Origin of the sequence: [Phormidium] sp. LEGE 05292, assembly GCF_015207735.1 — a bacterium.
In the GTDB taxonomy this organism is placed as follows: domain Bacteria; phylum Cyanobacteriota; class Cyanobacteriia; order Cyanobacteriales; family Aerosakkonemataceae; genus Floridanema.
In genome coordinates this window covers 51,017-67,641 of the sequence record NZ_JADEWG010000002.1, presented here as the reverse complement: position 1 = coordinate 67,641, position 16,625 = coordinate 51,017, and the positions used below count along the sequence as shown (strand labels likewise).

Genomic DNA, 16,625 nt, shown 5'->3' with positions numbered 1-16,625 from the left:
ACGGGAAAAACAGCTAGGACTTAAAAGGCTAAAAAGCTTTATATGCCTAAATTTTAGCTTTATCAGAAGCTAGTGAACGATAATACCCCTTGGTTTAACCAAAAGCCTCAAACCCTTACCAGTGTTACTTTTCAGCCTGTACACAGAAAAATACCCCTCGCCTTACCCAAAAATACCCCTCGCCTTACCCAAAAATACCCCTCGCCTTACCCAAAAAAATTTTTTCGTAGCCTGAAACCTTTATCTAGTAAGTGTTCCATTTTTGTTCACAAATCCGATCTTTCTGATCTTTCCGATCCAACGACTGTCCCTTGTCTGTGAACAGGCGGCTGCTAATCTAGTAAAGCCAAAGATCCGCCTCCGCGAGCTGGAGGTGAACAGTTAACACATCAGAATTTGTGCGCCATGGCGCACAAAAAGTTAAAGACTATGCCATTTAGCGCCTCACTGCTTGTTGAGTACCTGTATCGTCTAACTCCCTGCATCACCACCTGCACCAACAACGTAGGTAGGAAGGTGTAAACATGGAATTTAATAACAAAAGCACTTCTGGGAGCCTCAACCCTCGCCATATCAAAGAAATCGAACAGCGCGGGCTACCTCTAAATTGGGCAGTTGCCAATTGTCGTTCTGTCTGCGCCCAAGAAGCCTCATCTCGACTCGGTTACACAGCCAAATCTGACGGGATACTACTCGAAGGCGTCGGTATTCAAATTCAATTCAAACCCGACAAACCCTGGCGAGACGATAAAACAAAAAAAGCTCCCAAGTATCGCTCACCTCTAGGCGACTACGACGCCATCCTACTGCACCACCCAGACGACCCCCGTTTCTGGAACGATCTAGAAGCACTCAAACAAAAAGCTTATAAAATCGACGGACATCCCTGCTTAGCCATCACAGAAGGCGTTTTTACCGGGATGGCGATGAACGCCATTGGTATTGCTACCGTCATCTTACTGGGTGTTGAAATGGGATTAACCAGTAGCAAGGAAGACCCCCAGAGAAAACGCTACTTGGTTCCCACACTAGAGAAACTCGCCAAAGTCGGTTTCGGTTTCATCTTCTGTTTCGATGCTGATGCTGCCACTAAACCCGGTGTATGTTGGGCACAGCGGAAACTAGCCCACCAGCTGAAAGCCTTTAAAGTCCCGCTGTACAACGCGACAGGCTTATGGCAGTGCGATGATAGCTATCCCAACGGTAACAAAGGAGCCGATGACTACATCCAGAATCACGGTCCTACCAAATTTATCCGGGAAGTGATTGGCAAATGTACGTCTATAAGCGTTTGGGAAAAGCAGTTTGAAGAACCAGAAACAGTTGATTGGAACGAACCGCAAAGTTACTTGGGAACCATCGGATACTGGAAAGCTGACAAGGAAGGCGATGTCACTTGGGAACCTCGCTGTAATTTCGACTTCGCCATCGAACGCGAACTCACTTCAGAAGAAGGAGGTGGTTTCGTACTTCAACTCAAACCGGAATGGGAATACACCCAATACCGAGTGCTAGTGAAAGCCACTGACTTGGCATCACCCGATAAATTCACCATTGCCCTTTCTAAAGCTTTAGGATTCGTTGTTGTCGTCAGTTTATCAAAATGGGAACTCAATGCTTTAATTGCTGCCAAACAAGCAGTTTACCGCCGTCATCGAGAGGGCCAAATCTTTCGTTCCATCGATCGCTACGGACAACAAGAAAACGGCTTGTGGGTATTTGCCAACACTCAGTTTACCGCAGATGGTAAACCAACAACCGAGAACGATAGCTCAACAGTATTCGACCCAGCATTAGGAAAAGAAGATTTCATTCCCTGCCCAACTTTGGCAGACAATAGTGGAATTCAAGGTTTAAAACATTTAATTGAAGCAGCAAGAATCGTATTTGGTCTAGACAATATCAATCAATTTCTACTTTGTTGCGGTTGGGTAATTGCTGGACTTCATTTTCAAAACATTTTAAATAAAGAAGGACGCTTCCCCATTCTGAATGCCTACGGTGCGATCGGTACTGGGAAAACGGTTGCACTAGAAGCGGCGCTTTCTCTAGTTGGGACAAATTGGGCATCTCTAGGGATGATTAGCAAAGTCACCATCTCCGCCGTCTACGAACATCTCAGTAAAACGGGCAGTTTACCAGTAGTCTGGGATGACCCCCCACGTAACGGTGACAGCGCCAGAGAGTTAGATGAATTCTGTAAAGCCATGTACAATGCGAAACCGCGCGTAGTGAGGGGAAATCGTCAGACACCCCACAGTCCGATTGGTTTCACTAGCAACCATATGATTGGCGGCGAACACGACGCGGCTTTCACTCGTTTTGCCAGAGTTCCATTTTACCCAGGCGGTAACGCAATAGCGATTCCATTGCTTAAGGAAGCGATGAAATTAGCGTCCGGTTCCTTTTCTACATTAATTGGCATCGGCTATCACCCCAAACAAATTAATGCTATTGGCAGTGAATTTTTGGCGCGGTTGCCCTTAGCACACGAACGCATTGCTTGGAATCTAGCGCTGATCGTTTATTATGCCGAAAAGGTAATTGAACTGGTCGGAGGAAACGAACAACCTCGGACTTGGGTGCTGGAAAACCTGACACCGATCGAAAATGATGAAGAAAATAATGGCGACCCTCTAGCTGACTTTATTCGCTGTATCCAGGCGTTAGAAGGAAAAGACGAAGTTGGCAGTTGGGATAAGCGCTTGTTTACCGATGAAGATGGCGTCCGGTGGGTAGCAATTCATCCGACGAGTGTTTGGAGTGAAGTACAAAAAGCTTTTAAACCTGCCACTTACAATCAAAAGTCCCTCAAAGCCACTTTATTGAAGGTAGGTGGCATAGTCGATCGCTCTGTCCGTTTTCATGCTTCGCGGGATGAAGTTTTAGCTTATAAGCGGGCTTTGTTAACAGTAGGGCGCGATTCCGAAGGGAACTTGATTAAACCTAACTCGCCTAAGAAAAAGATGAAAAAGGCGTGGCTAATTCCGCTAGAGTTGTTTGGTATTGACCCTAATATTGACTCCGATGACACAGATCCGCCAGATTATCCTCCCGATGGCGGCTCGGGCGATCGCCCTCCTAGCTCTGGTGGTGATGAGTATAATAACGATGGCGACGATATGCCTCCCGATACTCAAGTTGTAGCTGACACTGAAACTGATGAAACTATTTTGAAACTAAATTCAGTTTCATGCTCTAATCACCTAATACCAAGTGTTTCAGCCTCTTACAGCTGTTCTGGAAACCAGGAAACTCTAAAAACAAACTTAGCCTCTAGTTCTCAAGATTTGGTTTCAACGGTTTCACCGACTGAAACTCCTGCTAATCAAGGGTTTGAACCTGAAACCCCCTCAGTTTCACTTCAGTTTCATCCGGTTTCACCAGTTTCACCTGCCTCTGCCGAATCTGGTTTAGACCGAGAGGACAATACCCCGCGTGCTGTTAGTGTGAAACGTCCAGATGGTATATCTATCCAATTGCCAGCCGAGTATCCAGGTGCTAGGGGGTTCGATCGAAAAAAGGAACCACGCCAAATAGCTAGGCTTTTGTCTGCGATGCAGTGTAAGGCGGACTGGGAAGCGATCGCCAAAAAATACGGTCAAATGCGTGCGCTTTGGGTATGGCGATGGCATTTTAACGAAACTGAACGTGCTGCACTCTTAGAGATAATGAGCGGTAGATGCGGACAGCGGAATTTGTTTGACTGGCAAGAGAACCACTTACAACAATAAGTTTCTTTGCACCACTGAAACTGATTGCTATCGTGCAGTGAAACTGATGCGATCGCACTGCTGCCTTTGTGCTACAAATCAGAAATTTCAGTTTTAGCTTAGTACTGTTGAGTTTAATTTTCGTGCCAAAGCAGCGTCTTGAAGGTTTGCTAGGGGTTTCAGACACCCACAAACATTTTTCAATCAACTTACTTATGCGCGAACCGACACATTTTTCTAGAGCATTTCTCGAGCAGTTTTTATATGTCTAGACAGTGGCTAGACAATGTAGGGGTATCTCATCGGAGCTTAGAACAGAACGCATTGGAGAGTCTTGGTGAGACAGCTTCTATGGCTTTATTGCTACCAGAAATATCTCTTCTCGGTAGTAATAATTATCCGCCTTCCCTGCTTTGATGTAAAGTGGCATTGTGTGACTTTTCAATCAAAGTGCCAACCAAACGGCTGCCCCAAGAACCTACTAACAAGCGTCGTCAACAAAACCAGCGCGTCGCTATTTTGCCTACAACGGAGGCGATGGTAGAGGCGTTCGAGCGATTTTTGGCTTTGGATGTCGCAAATGGGGATGCGGCAGAGGATACGGTTTACACTTACCAGCGGCGCGTCATTCAATATATTGATTGGTGCGATCGACAAAGTATCAATCCGGCTTTAGCGAATGAGGAAGATGTCAAGCTTTTTCGTCGCTATTTGGTGCAGGAGAAGCATCAAAAATCAGCTACCGTTGCCCTTACTTTGTCGGTAGTGCGTCGGTTTTACGAGGCGGCACTATCTAAGGGGTTGGTAAAGGAAAATCCTGCCGCTCAAATTAAACCGCCGAAGGAAAAGCTAGACCCGGCAGAACGGGTGACTTATTTGCAGGAAGAGGAACTCAAGCAGCTTTTGGCGGTGATTCCTCACGATGGCAGTCGAAAGAGTTTGCGCGATCGGGCGCTTTTGGGCATCATGGCACTGCAAGGGCCGCGCACGGTGGAGTTACATCGGGCGAATTTCGGGGATTTGGTGCGCTCTGGGTCTAACTGGGGATTGCGGGTAGAGGGGAAGGGTAGCATCAGAACGATTCCGCTGCGTCCGGATTTGAGTAAGGTCTTGTGGCAGTATTTGCAAGCAAGGGAGAGCGCAGGAGAGGAACTGGCTCCTGAGAGTCCTTTGTTCGTGGCGGCGAGCCATCGGTTTGAGGGACAACGGTTATCGCGGCGCGGGATTCGGTGGATCGTGGATGAGTATTTGGTGGCGGCGAAACTGAAAACAACCGAGAACGCAACTGAAGGACGACGGCTATCAGCGCATAGTCTCAGGCATACGGCAGGGACGCTGGGATTGCGAAAGGGGGCAGATTTGAGGCAGGTGCAGGATTTGTTGGGTCATAAAGACCCGAAGACAACTGCTTTGTACGCTCACGTCAACGACCGTCATGCGTTCAATCCGGCTTTGGGAATTGATGTTGAGGTGTGATGCCGATGCCCAACGGTACAGTTGTCGCCGCTGCAATAATGCGCTTTCGAGTGTAGGTTGTCCAACAAGTATAAAGGCCAGAAGGCTGATTGCGATCGCGGCAAGAGAACGTCACACTTCATTAGTTTGGCGAGGAAAAATACCTTCATTTTTTTGTGAGTCGGAAGAAGGTATCTGAGATGCCACACCAGGGGCTGAATTAATTGCTCCTGCTGTTTTTGGATGGTTGTTTTCTAACTCAGATGGTTCCGTCGAAGTTTGAGAAGCTGAAGTGTTTATCTGGTAAGCTTCCATGCTGGAACCAGAAATTGGTTCCAATCGGTTTTGAGTGGTTCCATTGGTTCCATCGGTTCCATCGACTGGCTCACCTTCTAGTGGAGGGGGTTCTTGAGGGTCGTCTAGCTGGATGTACTCGGCTGCTAGAACGGCGGGAATTTCCCAGCAACGCCGCTTTTTCTTGGGCATGGCGACCACCAATTGCGGCAGGGCTTCTGGATTGGGTGGGGCGATTTTGGGCGATTTAATCTCATCTAAACCTTTTTCGCAAGCTCCCAAGTTTGGATTCCAGCAAATGCCAGTTTCCTCTTCGGTGGTAGGGGTGCCATCCGGTTTAAATTGGCCATCTTTGAACACCCAGATGCCGTTGTCTTGCTTTCCTACGCGGTTGGTTGGCTAGCTGGTAGGTAATGCCTACCCGGTAACGGTAAGCCAATCGGCGTTCGCGCAGTAAAGCTTTGAGTTGGTCGGTTCTGAGGTTACAGGATACATCGACTCCCATTCCCTTTTCGATCGCTAGCTCGAAGTCAACGGCTCGCTTGCAATCGGAACTGGAAATGACTACGCGCTTCTGCCAGCCATCGGTGCTTCTTTTCACTTGAAGGACGTAACCTCCCGGTTCGCCTGCTAATTCCCGTTCGATGGTAAAGTCGAAGTCGCATAAAGGAAAGAATTTGCGGATTTTTTCGGTAATTTGCTGGCCTTTGGTGTCGAGTGCGGGTGTGGTTCCTCCGGTTACGGCTAGAAATTGCATTTTAGAAGCGGTTTCGGTACTAGACAAGGCTTGTAGCCCAGAGTGTTGTGTAATTAATTGTGTCCTACTACTTACCATCCTTGCTTTATAATGTTGAAAATCGGATTCATCGGCTCTATTACCATAAAGTAGTATGGCTCTCACCCTCATTCAGCCAATTTCTCGCAAGGATTCAGGTGGGGAAGAGATGCGGTTGCCTCAGTGGAGAGAGAGTTTCGGCAGTAACGGAAATTGTCTAGCACTCAGGCAACCGTCCCTACGCGAAACCGTCACCACAGTAGTCTGTTTTCTCAGAGCTTGCACCATTCTCAACAAGACCTGAAAACCCAGGTTTCTTTAAGAACAATCTAGGCTTTCAGGTTTAGCTATTTGCAAGAAACCCGGGGTTTAGCCCTAGTGCAAGATCTAAGTTTTTCTATTTCTACCGACAGTTCAAACATTTGGAAGTTTACTTTTCCTAATTCTAAAACATTTTTTTATGTCAGAAATATTTAAAATCCGTCCGTCCTTTCCATATGTAACTGTAGTTATTCCAGCCTTAAACGCTTCTTCATTTATTGCTGTTCAATTAGAAGCCCTTGTACAGCAAGAGTATCCCGGCGGTTGGGAAGTCATTGTTGTAGATAATGGATCAACTGATAACACCGTAGAAATTGCTGAGTCGTTTAGATATAAGCTAAATATTCAAATAGTCTCTGCCGTAGGTACTTATTGTCCAGCTTATGCACGAAATACTGGCGCAAAAATTGCTAAAGGTGAGTTGCTATGTTTCTGTGATGCAGATGATCGTGTTTGTCAGAAGTGGATATTGTCTATGGTTTGTGCTGCTCATCACGCTGACGCTGTAGGCGGACGAATTGATGAAGTTAGTCTAAATGACACAAAAATTCAGAAATGGCGCACTCCTCTTTCTCGTTCAGGCCTACCAAATGCTTGGTACTATCTTGATTATGCCCCTAGTGGGAACTTTGCAATTTGGAAAGATAAATTTGATCTTCTGGGAGGATTTGATGAAGAATATTATTCTTGTGAAGATATTGAAATATGCTGGCGTTTACAAATAAATGGAGGTACTTTGTCTTACTGTAATGATGCAGTTGTCTCCTATCGACATCGCAATTCGTTACTGGGACTTGCACGACAAAATTATATACGTGCAAGATGGGCAGTTTTACTTGTTGCTAAATCTAAGACTAACAGGGAATCTGAACCACATCTTGGAAGTCTGATGGAGCGGGTTTTATACTGGGATCCTATTTGTCCAAACTCTTTTTCTATAGGTCGTATAGTTGGGATAATTTCTATGGAGTTAGGTATTTTAGCTGGAATAGTTATTCAAACTTGGAATAATATCAAGATATGGGCGATGACTTCAAAAGATTCTTTATGAATCAAGCTTATTTAACTACACAAAAAATGAAATCCATGAACCCCCCCCCAAAAGTTTTAGTGATAATTCTTAATTGGAATCAGAAATATGATACTATAGGATGCTTAAATTCATTGAAAAAGATTGATTATCCTAACTATCATATAATTGTAATTGATAATAATTCTTCAGATGACTCAGTAAATGCAATTTTGCAAGCTCATCCAACTATTAGAGTTTATAAACAGCAGGATAATTATGGATGTGCTGGAGGACGAAATATTGGTTTAAAATATGCCGATCATCAAGCAGATTATATTCTTTTCTTAGATAATGATACTAAAGTAAGTCCGAAATTTTTGACGTATCTTATTGAAACTGCTGAACAAGATTTAAATATAGGGGTTGTTAGTTCGATGATATTATATTGGGATGATCCCTCTATCGCATGGACGTCCGGTGGTTCAATTGATAAGAATGGAATAGTAACTGCTCTTTACTACAACGAGCCAACATCCAATATCCCAAATGCTTTATATAAAGTAGATTGGGTTCCAGGATGTGTTTTACTAGCGAAAAAATCTGTATTTGAAGAAATTAGTGACTTTAATGAAAACTATTTTATTTACTTTGAAGATGTTGATTGGTGCTTAAAAGCTAAACAAGCTGGATATCATGTTGTTGTTGATCCCAGATCAGTTGTTTATCATAAAGCGTCTCAGTCTTTAGGAGGTGAAACATCATTAGGAAAACTTTATTATATGACTCGTAATCGCCTTTTATTCGTTAGCCAATACTACAGAGGAATAAAAGCTTTTAGATCAATTAGTTTAATTTTAGTAGAAGAATTTCTAAATATAGTAGATCAACTACGCATGAAAAATTTCTTACAAAGCTTGATTAAAATAAAGGCTATTTTCCATTTTTTTGTTGGCAAGAAAGGAGCACTTAGCGAACAAAATGATAAATTAAAACATCTATAAAAATCCGAGAGTTTTTCTATAACTCAATTTTTTTAGTTTACGTTTGCATCCTCATCGCCGTGATTTTTAAAAGTACACTTTTATCTACAAATGAGAATACTACTGTTTCTATATTATCCATTTCATCCTCATAATCTTGCCGGTGGAGCTCAGACACTTTTATGGTTGCAAATTAAAGCTCTCATCAAACTGGGCTTTAATTTTCGGATTCTCTGTCCTTATTGTGACGAAAAAGGAATAGTTGATAATACACATATCGAGATTTTTCCCGTACTTAGCGAAGTGACAGTTACTGATCCTTCACCCGAAGGCCAAGCATCAAACCTCAAAGTAATTGTTCAGCTCTTAGAAGGTATCGATCTGGTGTGGACTGTAGACCGAAAATTTCCTCTGGTAATTGAACAGCCAATCATGCTAACATTTACCACTCAATGTCTTTATCCTGATGAATGTGCAGCCTTGTTTGATGGTAATTGGGATATGCTTCTTCTGCTTTCCGATTTTAGTAGACGTAGTATAGAAAAGTGGCTTCCTCATATACATAGTTTACGAAAACGACCACGCATTGAAGTAGTTCCTGCACCTTTTGATCCGCAGCTTAGTATTCATTCTGATTCGGGATCGTTTCAGAAATTAGTTGGACAGAATAATACAAAATTGCGATACATCTTATTTCCCCATCGACCAGAGCCAGGTAAGGGACACGAAGAAGCATTGGAAGTATTGAAAGAACTAATCAAATATGATCCAATGTACCATCTATTAGTGCCAGAGCCACCAATATCTCGTAAATTCGATGTTGACCAAGAATCTCGTTTTATTAATTTTATCAAATCGAAGGTTTCCGAACTTGATTTGAATGAAAATGTAACTTTTCATAAATGGATTCCGCGAAATCATCTCTATTCATATTATTCTTCTGGCGAGTGTTGCCTTTTTCTGTCAATGTTTCCTGAAACTTTGGGACTTAGCCTCATTGATTCATTGCTTTGTAAAACTTTTGTCATTAGTCATGGTGTTGGCGCTCTTTCTGAAACAGTCCCACCCGGCTATGGACATATTGTTATTCCAGAAAGAGATCCTGTTAAAATAGCACAAGCAATTGTCGATGGTTCAAGTCTCAAAGAAATAGAGCTTGGCTATAACTTCATTCGTACCCAATATAATCCCATTGAAATTGGAAAACGATTGGCTACTTTATTTTATTCAGTTACAAAATCTGATTGGTTATTGTTAGGTAATCAAAGGTTAACAGATAATGAAAACAAAAGTTAGTATTATTACAGTCACACTTAATAGAGTATCTCTTGAGGATGCCTGCGCTAGTATAGATAGGCAGTCTTATCCCTACTGGCATCATTATGTTATTGGAGATGGGGTTCTCCCAAGTGACTATGCTCACAGCAAGCGGACATCTTTTGGCTTTAGCCGTACTCTTGGGGCTGAAGAGCCAGGACTTAACAAACCTGATGGTACACCAAATCCACTACAGAGGTGGGCTTTAAAGCATCTTGATATTTCTGATTTTGTCTGTTTTCTAGATGACGACAATATTTACCAACAAAATTTTCTTGAAGAAATGGTTTCACTACTTGAGAAAAATCCCTCTCATGGAATTGCACTTTGTGGTGTAGAAGATCGTCGCTACCATCAAAACATTGATGGATTTCCAGAAATAGGTCATTGTGATAACAGTGGTTTTATGGCGAGGCGAGAAGCGGTTAAGAGTATCCCTTTTCCCTTCGCAAGTATGGAGAAAGAGGTTATACAAGATGTAGAGTATATATGTACTCTGTCCAAAACTTTTGGATGGGTAAGAACTGATAAATGTCTTGTTATATTTGGTAATTCTCCCGACCTACCGCCAAAACGCAATGGAGTAAAATTAGTTACTTCTTGGGAAGGTCCAATTTCCGCAGTGCAGATGATTCGTAAAGGTGACAAATTTAATGGTATTAGGCAGTTAGAAAAATGGGTCAAAGAAGATCCATTAGACGGTTGGTCACTTTGGCAACTTGCCGAAGCGTTTCTTGTAACTCAACAAAAAGATAGAGCTTTAAGTTGTTGGCAACAATGGTTGAGATTAACTAATAATATCAATAATCCATTTAATGACTATATATACTATTGCCAATCGGTAGCAAAGTTTGCTATAGGAGACGATGAGTGGCAAGAATCACTCAATTATGCCTTGATTATTGTTGAGAGTAGACTAAAGGATAACAGAACCATTGCTGAACCATACTTTAGTCGTGGACTTTACTCACTCTGGAATGATGACTTTTCTAAAAGTGTTAATGATTTTGAGTATTCTTTAAAACTATCTCAAAGGAGTGGTGAACTTGATGATGTCATACATGGCATAAAATTATTTGGATTATTACAGTCTGAAAAAAAAGAAATCGTCACAAATATTTTAAAATTGCTGGATGGTAAAGATTGAGCTATGAGCAAAACACATTTATTTCTATCGCCTCATTTTGATGATGTAGTTGGTTCTTGTGGTGGTTTTATTAGTCGTTTATCAGAAAACGGCGAAAAAGTGCATATATTGACAATTTTTGGTGGTGATGCTCTTTTGCCATTATCAGAATTAGCTAATGAACTGCATTCAATTTGGGGATCCAAAACAATTGTTACAACACGGCGAAATGAAGATATTTTAGCTTGTAAAAAGCTTGGAGCAATTTCAAACTTTTTACCCTTCCCTGACTCGATTTATCGTCAAAATTCATTAGGAGAACATCTTTATTTAACGATTCAGGACTTCAGAACCTTGCAGAAACAAGAAGATGATCACTTACCACTTGACATTTTATGTAGTATTAAGGCTAATCACAATATTTCTTCCGCTATAATTTATTGTCCAATGGCGAATGGGAATCATGTCGATCACATTTTAACTCAAAAAGTTGGTTTGTTGCTTAAGAATGAGGGCTATAATGTTATATTATATCAAGATTTTTACTATGAACATGATGACAATAAAATTTTCAATAGATTCCTGTTAAAACGTATAAATATCAATTTGAGTGATAAAGAATTAACATCCAAAATTAATGCTTTTAAATGTTACAAATCGCAAATTATCTGCCTCTTTGAATCTTGGGATTCGATGGAAGATTATTTTAGGACTGTTGGTTCTATAGAAACATTTGCTTTTTTTAGATAATCCGAAGTGGGTGGGATTTTTTTAGAAATGGAAGAATTATTAGTAATGCGACAACCAAACTCTAGACGAAAAGCAACATATGTTGCTTCTCAAGAAGCTATTCATCTTCTCCAACATTTAGGAGCATATCTCATAACTGGTGGGCCTTTTGGAGATCCAATGGGATTATTTTATCTTAAGCTACCTAGTGAAAATCTGGTTTCTGCTTGTGGACTTTTTCCACGTCTTGGTTATAGTGAGATAGTAGAACAAGTTGTAATTGTTTCTGACGATTTAATTCGTAATAAAAATGAACTGTCTAGATGGAAAGGAAAATACTACCGTCTAGAAAAGCTTTATCAAGCTGATACAAAGGCAATACGAGATATGTCGCCAGATCGTCGTGAATTTCTTTTGCCAACAGAAGATGGAGGTGTTCGTCATATTGTCGGTTACCGTGGTGATGGGGGATTACTGAGTCGTAGAGGACTTCCCGTGATTGATTCGCGTATGCTTGTAAATCTAGTTTATAATCCAAAACTTGAACGTTTTCTAGATCCTTTTGCTGGAGCAGGAGGACTTGTCGTAGAAGCAGTCGCTCATAATTTTGAAACATACAGCACTGATATTGATCCTAAAGTTAGGTTTGGGCTTCAGTTTTTAGGAGCCAAGCATACTGTAGCTGATGCACGTCAATTACCCTTTCCTTCCTGTTATTTTCATTCAATTGCGAGTGAACCTCCTTATGAAGAAGTAGCAACTGATACTATATGCGAATCACTTTTAGAATTAGATCGTGTACTTCATCCGGATGGTCGTGTCGCTTTGTTGATTGCTGAATCACAATACATTAAAATTAGTGAATGCGCCAAAAATATTGGTTGGCAAATCGAGTTAGATCATCCCATAAATCGTAAAGGCTTACCAGTTAACGTTCTTAGTTGGAGGAAAACAACCAATCAAGTATGAACACAAACCGTATTGTATCTCCCCAATATCCCCATGTAACTGTGATCACTATTACCCGTAAACGTTTAACTACTTTAAGTAGGGCTATTGCATCTGTTGAGTCTCAAGATTATCAAGGTCAATTAAGTCATTTAATCTTGGTTGATGATTGTTATGAAACTCAACTATTTCTTGAAGAAATTCAACACTACAAATCACATCTCAAGTTCTTATACTGCACTAGGAATCACAAAGATAAGAGTGGTCCAGTTAGGTTAGCGCGACTTAGAAATCAAAGCGTTTTTAAGGTTATTTCCCCATGGGTTTGTTTTTTAGATGACGATAATGAATTTGAACAAAATCATATTAGTAGTCTAATGTCTTGTGCCCTTACTACAGGCAAACAAGCAATATATTGTCATCGTAGAATTTATAATTTTGATGGGACTCCATTTCTTGAACAGTATTGGCCATGGAGTCGAACAATCACAGATGGTCTTCACAAATACAAACAATTTTGCGATCTTGGAATGATCGAGCCAGGCTCAAACGTTTTTCGAGACAGGATTGATTTAACAGTTGGTTCATCTGTTATGCAAGTAGATACTAATGTCTGGTTATTAAATACAGAACTATTACGGAAATATCCGATTCCAGAAACGTTTACAAAGCATGATTGGGAGCAGAATTTAGCTGAAGATGACAAAATGCTTTACAATTTTGTTAAATTAGGTATAGAAATGATATGTAACAATGAAATAACTGTTAAATATTATCTTGGTGGATATTCCAATAATTTTGATGTCAATGTCAATTATCAATCAGATATTTGGGAATTATAGAGAACTTTGGAAAAGTTATGCTTAATAGAAGTGATTTAGAAAATATTCTTGATTTTTATAATCTTGGAAACTTAAAAAGTTATCTAACTTATCCAAGAGAATCAAAACATCTTCAGTTATGCTATTGTTTATCAACAACAACTGGCAAATATTTTCTGAAGCAATATAAAGAATTTGATAACTTTAAACATCATGGATTGTTTCTCGTAAATTACCTATTGGAAAACAATTATCCTTCTGTTAAATTATTTAATTCTAAAAATAACAATCCTTATACAGAATATAATGGTAGTAAAGTAGCCCTTTTTGAGTTTTTAGATTTCACTATTGTAAGCAATATGACGAAAAATAAAGCTTATCAAATAGGGAAATACTTAGGATTACTTCACAAACAAACAGAATTTTATCCCTTTTTTGAAACATTTGAAACTTACGAATATTATTACGATTTATTCCTCAAATATTATTCTGAATCTAAACGATTGTCTTGCCAACTTTTAAAAGTTATTGAATATATAAAAGACAACATAGAAAATTTAAAAGTCCCCGATTATTTACCCCAGTCTATATGCCATGTTGAATTTACTCTTGAACATATAATATTTAAACATGAAAAAGTATTTAAGATTGTTGACTGGGATTGCGTAAACAGATATTATAGTTTTTATGATTTAGGAACGACTTTAGTTAGCTCATTTGATGAAGAAATTTTAAATTTTAATTATTTAGCAGAAATCATTAAGGGTTATAATAAACAAAGAGAATTAACGACTTGGGAAAAAGAGCATATTTTTGAAGCTATTCAGTTTGGAATATTCAAATTTTTTCTTTGGGGATTGTCTGAAGCTACCAAACAGAATAATAATCTTACTTGGGGATATAACTGGGTAGAAGAGTTTATGAAATACGATAAGATAAAATTCTATGGTGAGTTATACAAATTTATTGAATTTTAAATAAAAAGGTGGTTAAATCATTAAGATTAAACAAATTAGTAATCTAAATCTTGAGGTACTCTTGTATGAAATCTGCTGTTATTATTACGCCAACTATTGGAAATTTACACCTTTACTCATGCCTAGAAAGTGTGCAAAAACAAAACTACGACAACTTAAGCCACCTCATTGTCATAGATGGAAAAGATTATCAAGATATCGTATTTAATATTGTAAAAGATTTTAAATCTTCACGCATACCAATTCATCTTATAACTCTTCCGAATAACACAGGTGGGCATGGCTTTAATGGACATCGAATATATGCTGGTTTCTCGTATCTTGTTGAAGCAGAAATTATTTTTTTTCTTGACGAAGACAACTGGTTAGATCCTACTCATGTTAGAATATGTATAGAGACTATAAATAGGTTTGAAGTTCAATGGGTATTTGCTCTTAGGCGGATTTGCCGAGAAGATGGAACTTGGGTACTTGACGATAACTGTGATAGTCTCGGCTACTGGAAACGTTTTGAGTCATATGAAAGCGTTTCTGATGGGCTTGATTCATCACTTGTTGATTTCTATAAAGAAAATCCTTTTCTTGTTGACACAAACTGTATGGCAATTAGTAAGCATACACTGACTCAAGTAGGGCATTTATGGTTCAATGGCTATCGTGCAGATGCAATTCTTAGCAACCATCTAGTCCGTACTCATTATGGTGCATCAACTGGTTTTCGTACAGTTAATTATAGATTACATTCAAGCGATGAAAAAGGCATGATTGAATATTTTAGATCTGGCAATAAAGCAATGGATATTAGATACCAAGGGATTTTCCCTTGGTTAAATGCAATAGACATCTCCATAAATTAAATTTTGGTCTTGATATACAAGGGTTTCCGCCCTATTTTTAGGGATTATTGGAGATGTCTAATGTACTTTCAACGACCTAAAGAAAATTTGTAAAAACTAGATAGGTGTAGGCGTAAACATAGGGTTCGCTGCTATACGCCTATCAGAGAGGAGCGGGAGGAGGAGAAAGTCTCACGTCCCGTTTTGAAGACGAGTCGAAATCGTGAGGTTTTGGCTTAGTTTAACTTTACGCCTGGCACAACGGATGCTATTCTTAGCATAACTTTTGTTTCATTAGCATTCAAAGAAAAAAATTATGAATATCACTCCAGAAAATTTAAAGATATATGAGGATTTAGCTTTAACTTGTGCTAAACAAGGTAATTTTGAGGAAGCTGCTGCTTATATCCAACAGGTACATACTTTAAGAGGATGGCATCAGAGTAAGGAAAAAGGATATCAGTTTACAACTGATTGGTTCAGTTGGCATATTCCAAATTGGGAGCGATTACTAAAAGGGTTTGTTGGTTATCCAGGGCTAAACGCTTTAGAAGTAGGCAGTTTTGAGGGGATGTCTACTTGTTATCTACTAGATCATATTCTTACCAGCCCAACTGCTAGCATAACTTGCGTTGATGTTTTTGAAAATATGTTAGTTGAGCATTCATTTGATTTTAACATTTCTAAAACAGGATCACAAAACAAAGTCGATAAAATGGTTGGTCAATCTAAAAAAATCCTTAGAATGCTTCCCCTTGAAAGTTATGATCTTATTTATATTGATGGATCGCATATTACAACAGATGTACTTCGGGATGCAGTGTTATGTTGGGATCTCCTCAAGGTAGGAGGTATATTGATCTTTGACGACTACGAGTATGAAACACCGATTGAGAAGCCAAGCGATGCGATAGATGTATTTCTAGAGATTTTCTCAAGCCACATAGAGATTCTTGAGAAAGGGTGGCAGGTGTTTTTGAGTAAAAAGTCTTTTATCAAAGGGGGTTAAATGGCATGCAATTTATACTTGAACTCCCACCATATACTTGTACTTTAGCCATCAAAACATTTGCTAAACAAGGGGGTCGCCACCTGAAGTACGGTCGTAAAAAAAACTGAAAAAGGAGTATTATCAAAGTATTCCCTCAGTTCATCATAATTAACTAACTGCTCTCTAGGTGTTTTGTGTGCTTGTTTTTCCAGCATAACTGGTAATTGATACTGCGAAACCTGCAAAATTTTTTGGATATGTTTCATCGTTTCTGAAAAAGTTAAGCAGATAGTCGATGCGTAATCATGGCCAAACTGATACCCTGGTCAG

At 39.8% G+C, this 16,625-nt stretch carries 17 protein-coding genes; 13 read left to right on the top strand and 4 right to left on the bottom strand.

The features are described from left to right. Nucleotides 1-524 precede the first annotated feature (524 nt). Complete coding sequence (locus IQ264_RS01200; protein ID WP_193977783.1) at nucleotides 525-3,734, top strand: DUF3854 domain-containing protein; 3,210 nt, start codon at nucleotides 525-527, stop codon at nucleotides 3,732-3,734. A 429-nt stretch (nucleotides 3,735-4,163) separates the two neighbouring features. Continuing rightward, nucleotides 4,164-5,189: a tyrosine-type recombinase/integrase gene (locus tag IQ264_RS01195; RefSeq protein WP_322744574.1), complete on the top strand. Its 1,026-nt coding sequence runs from the start codon at nucleotides 4,164-4,166 to the stop codon at nucleotides 5,187-5,189. Here the strand turns inward: IQ264_RS01195 and IQ264_RS01190 are convergent. Genes IQ264_RS01190 through IQ264_RS01180 form a run of 3 tightly spaced genes read right to left on the bottom strand, consistent with a single transcriptional unit; the run spans nucleotide 5,155 to nucleotide 6,363 of the window. Continuing rightward, nucleotides 5,155-5,304 (bottom strand): hypothetical protein, encoded by a 150-nt coding sequence (locus IQ264_RS01190; RefSeq protein ID WP_193977781.1) that lies wholly within the window; start codon nucleotides 5,302-5,304, stop codon nucleotides 5,155-5,157. The genes IQ264_RS01195 and IQ264_RS01190 overlap by 35 nt on opposite strands. Further along, a complete protein-coding gene (locus tag IQ264_RS01185) occupies nucleotides 5,301-5,822 on the bottom strand; it encodes a hypothetical protein (protein WP_193977779.1) in 522 nt (173 codons plus the stop codon). The genes IQ264_RS01190 and IQ264_RS01185 overlap by 4 nt, the downstream gene beginning before the upstream one ends. Beyond that, nucleotides 5,800-6,363 (bottom strand): hypothetical protein, encoded by a 564-nt coding sequence (locus IQ264_RS01180; protein ID WP_193977777.1) that lies wholly within the window; start codon nucleotides 6,361-6,363, stop codon nucleotides 5,800-5,802. Before IQ264_RS01180 ends, IQ264_RS01185 begins: the two co-directional genes overlap by 23 nt. Here IQ264_RS01180 and IQ264_RS01175 point away from each other — a divergent pair. The 11 genes from IQ264_RS01175 to IQ264_RS01125 all read left to right on the top strand — a co-directional run bounded on the left by IQ264_RS01175 (nucleotide 6,353) and on the right by IQ264_RS01125 (nucleotide 16,313). Then, the gene (locus IQ264_RS01175) at nucleotides 6,353-6,541 is read left to right on the top strand and encodes a hypothetical protein (RefSeq protein WP_193977775.1); all 189 of its coding nucleotides are present in this window, start codon (nucleotides 6,353-6,355) and stop codon (nucleotides 6,539-6,541) included. The two genes, IQ264_RS01180 and IQ264_RS01175, sit on opposite strands and share 11 nt — an antisense overlap. Before the next feature lie 156 nt (nucleotides 6,542-6,697). After that, entirely contained in the window at nucleotides 6,698-7,609 is a 912-nt protein-coding gene (locus IQ264_RS01170; RefSeq protein WP_193977773.1) for a glycosyltransferase, read from the top strand. Further along, on the top strand, nucleotides 7,606-8,571 hold the full coding sequence (locus tag IQ264_RS01165; protein WP_193977771.1) for a glycosyltransferase family 2 protein: 966 nt from the start codon (nucleotides 7,606-7,608) through the stop codon (nucleotides 8,569-8,571). The genes IQ264_RS01170 and IQ264_RS01165 overlap by 4 nt, the downstream gene beginning before the upstream one ends. 90 nt (nucleotides 8,572-8,661) lie before the next feature. Beyond that, nucleotides 8,662-9,846, top strand: a complete 1,185-nt coding sequence (locus IQ264_RS01160; RefSeq protein ID WP_193977769.1) for a glycosyltransferase family 4 protein — start codon at nucleotides 8,662-8,664, stop codon at nucleotides 9,844-9,846. Further along, nucleotides 9,830-11,014, top strand: a complete 1,185-nt coding sequence (locus IQ264_RS01155) for a glycosyltransferase family A protein (RefSeq protein ID WP_193977767.1) — start codon at nucleotides 9,830-9,832, stop codon at nucleotides 11,012-11,014. Before IQ264_RS01160 ends, IQ264_RS01155 begins: the two co-directional genes overlap by 17 nt. A 3-nt stretch (nucleotides 11,015-11,017) precedes the next feature. Continuing rightward, a complete protein-coding gene (locus IQ264_RS01150; RefSeq protein ID WP_193977765.1) occupies nucleotides 11,018-11,743 on the top strand; it encodes a PIG-L deacetylase family protein in 726 nt (241 codons plus the stop codon). A 27-nt stretch (nucleotides 11,744-11,770) separates the two neighbouring features. Then, nucleotides 11,771-12,691, top strand: coding sequence for a TRM11 family SAM-dependent methyltransferase (locus tag IQ264_RS01145; RefSeq protein WP_193977763.1), 921 nt, complete (start codon nucleotides 11,771-11,773; stop codon nucleotides 12,689-12,691). Next, nucleotides 12,688-13,512, top strand: a complete 825-nt coding sequence (locus IQ264_RS01140; RefSeq protein ID WP_193977761.1) for a glycosyltransferase — start codon at nucleotides 12,688-12,690, stop codon at nucleotides 13,510-13,512. The genes IQ264_RS01145 and IQ264_RS01140 overlap by 4 nt, the downstream gene beginning before the upstream one ends. Continuing rightward, on the top strand, nucleotides 13,500-14,468 hold the full coding sequence (locus IQ264_RS01135; protein WP_193977759.1) for a phosphotransferase: 969 nt from the start codon (nucleotides 13,500-13,502) through the stop codon (nucleotides 14,466-14,468). Before IQ264_RS01140 ends, IQ264_RS01135 begins: the two co-directional genes overlap by 13 nt. A 65-nt stretch (nucleotides 14,469-14,533) precedes the next feature. After that, a complete protein-coding gene (locus tag IQ264_RS01130; RefSeq protein ID WP_193977758.1) occupies nucleotides 14,534-15,325 on the top strand; it encodes a glycosyltransferase in 792 nt (263 codons plus the stop codon). A gap of 295 nt (nucleotides 15,326-15,620) precedes the next feature. Further along, on the top strand, nucleotides 15,621-16,313 hold the full coding sequence (locus IQ264_RS01125) for a class I SAM-dependent methyltransferase (protein ID WP_193977757.1): 693 nt from the start codon (nucleotides 15,621-15,623) through the stop codon (nucleotides 16,311-16,313). Nucleotides 16,314-16,357: 44 nt separating this feature from the next. Here IQ264_RS01125 and IQ264_RS01120 read toward each other — a convergent pair whose 3' ends face one another. After that, nucleotides 16,358-16,561, bottom strand: a complete 204-nt coding sequence (locus IQ264_RS01120; RefSeq protein ID WP_193977755.1) for a hypothetical protein — start codon at nucleotides 16,559-16,561, stop codon at nucleotides 16,358-16,360. Between the last annotated feature and the right edge of the window lie 64 nt (nucleotides 16,562-16,625).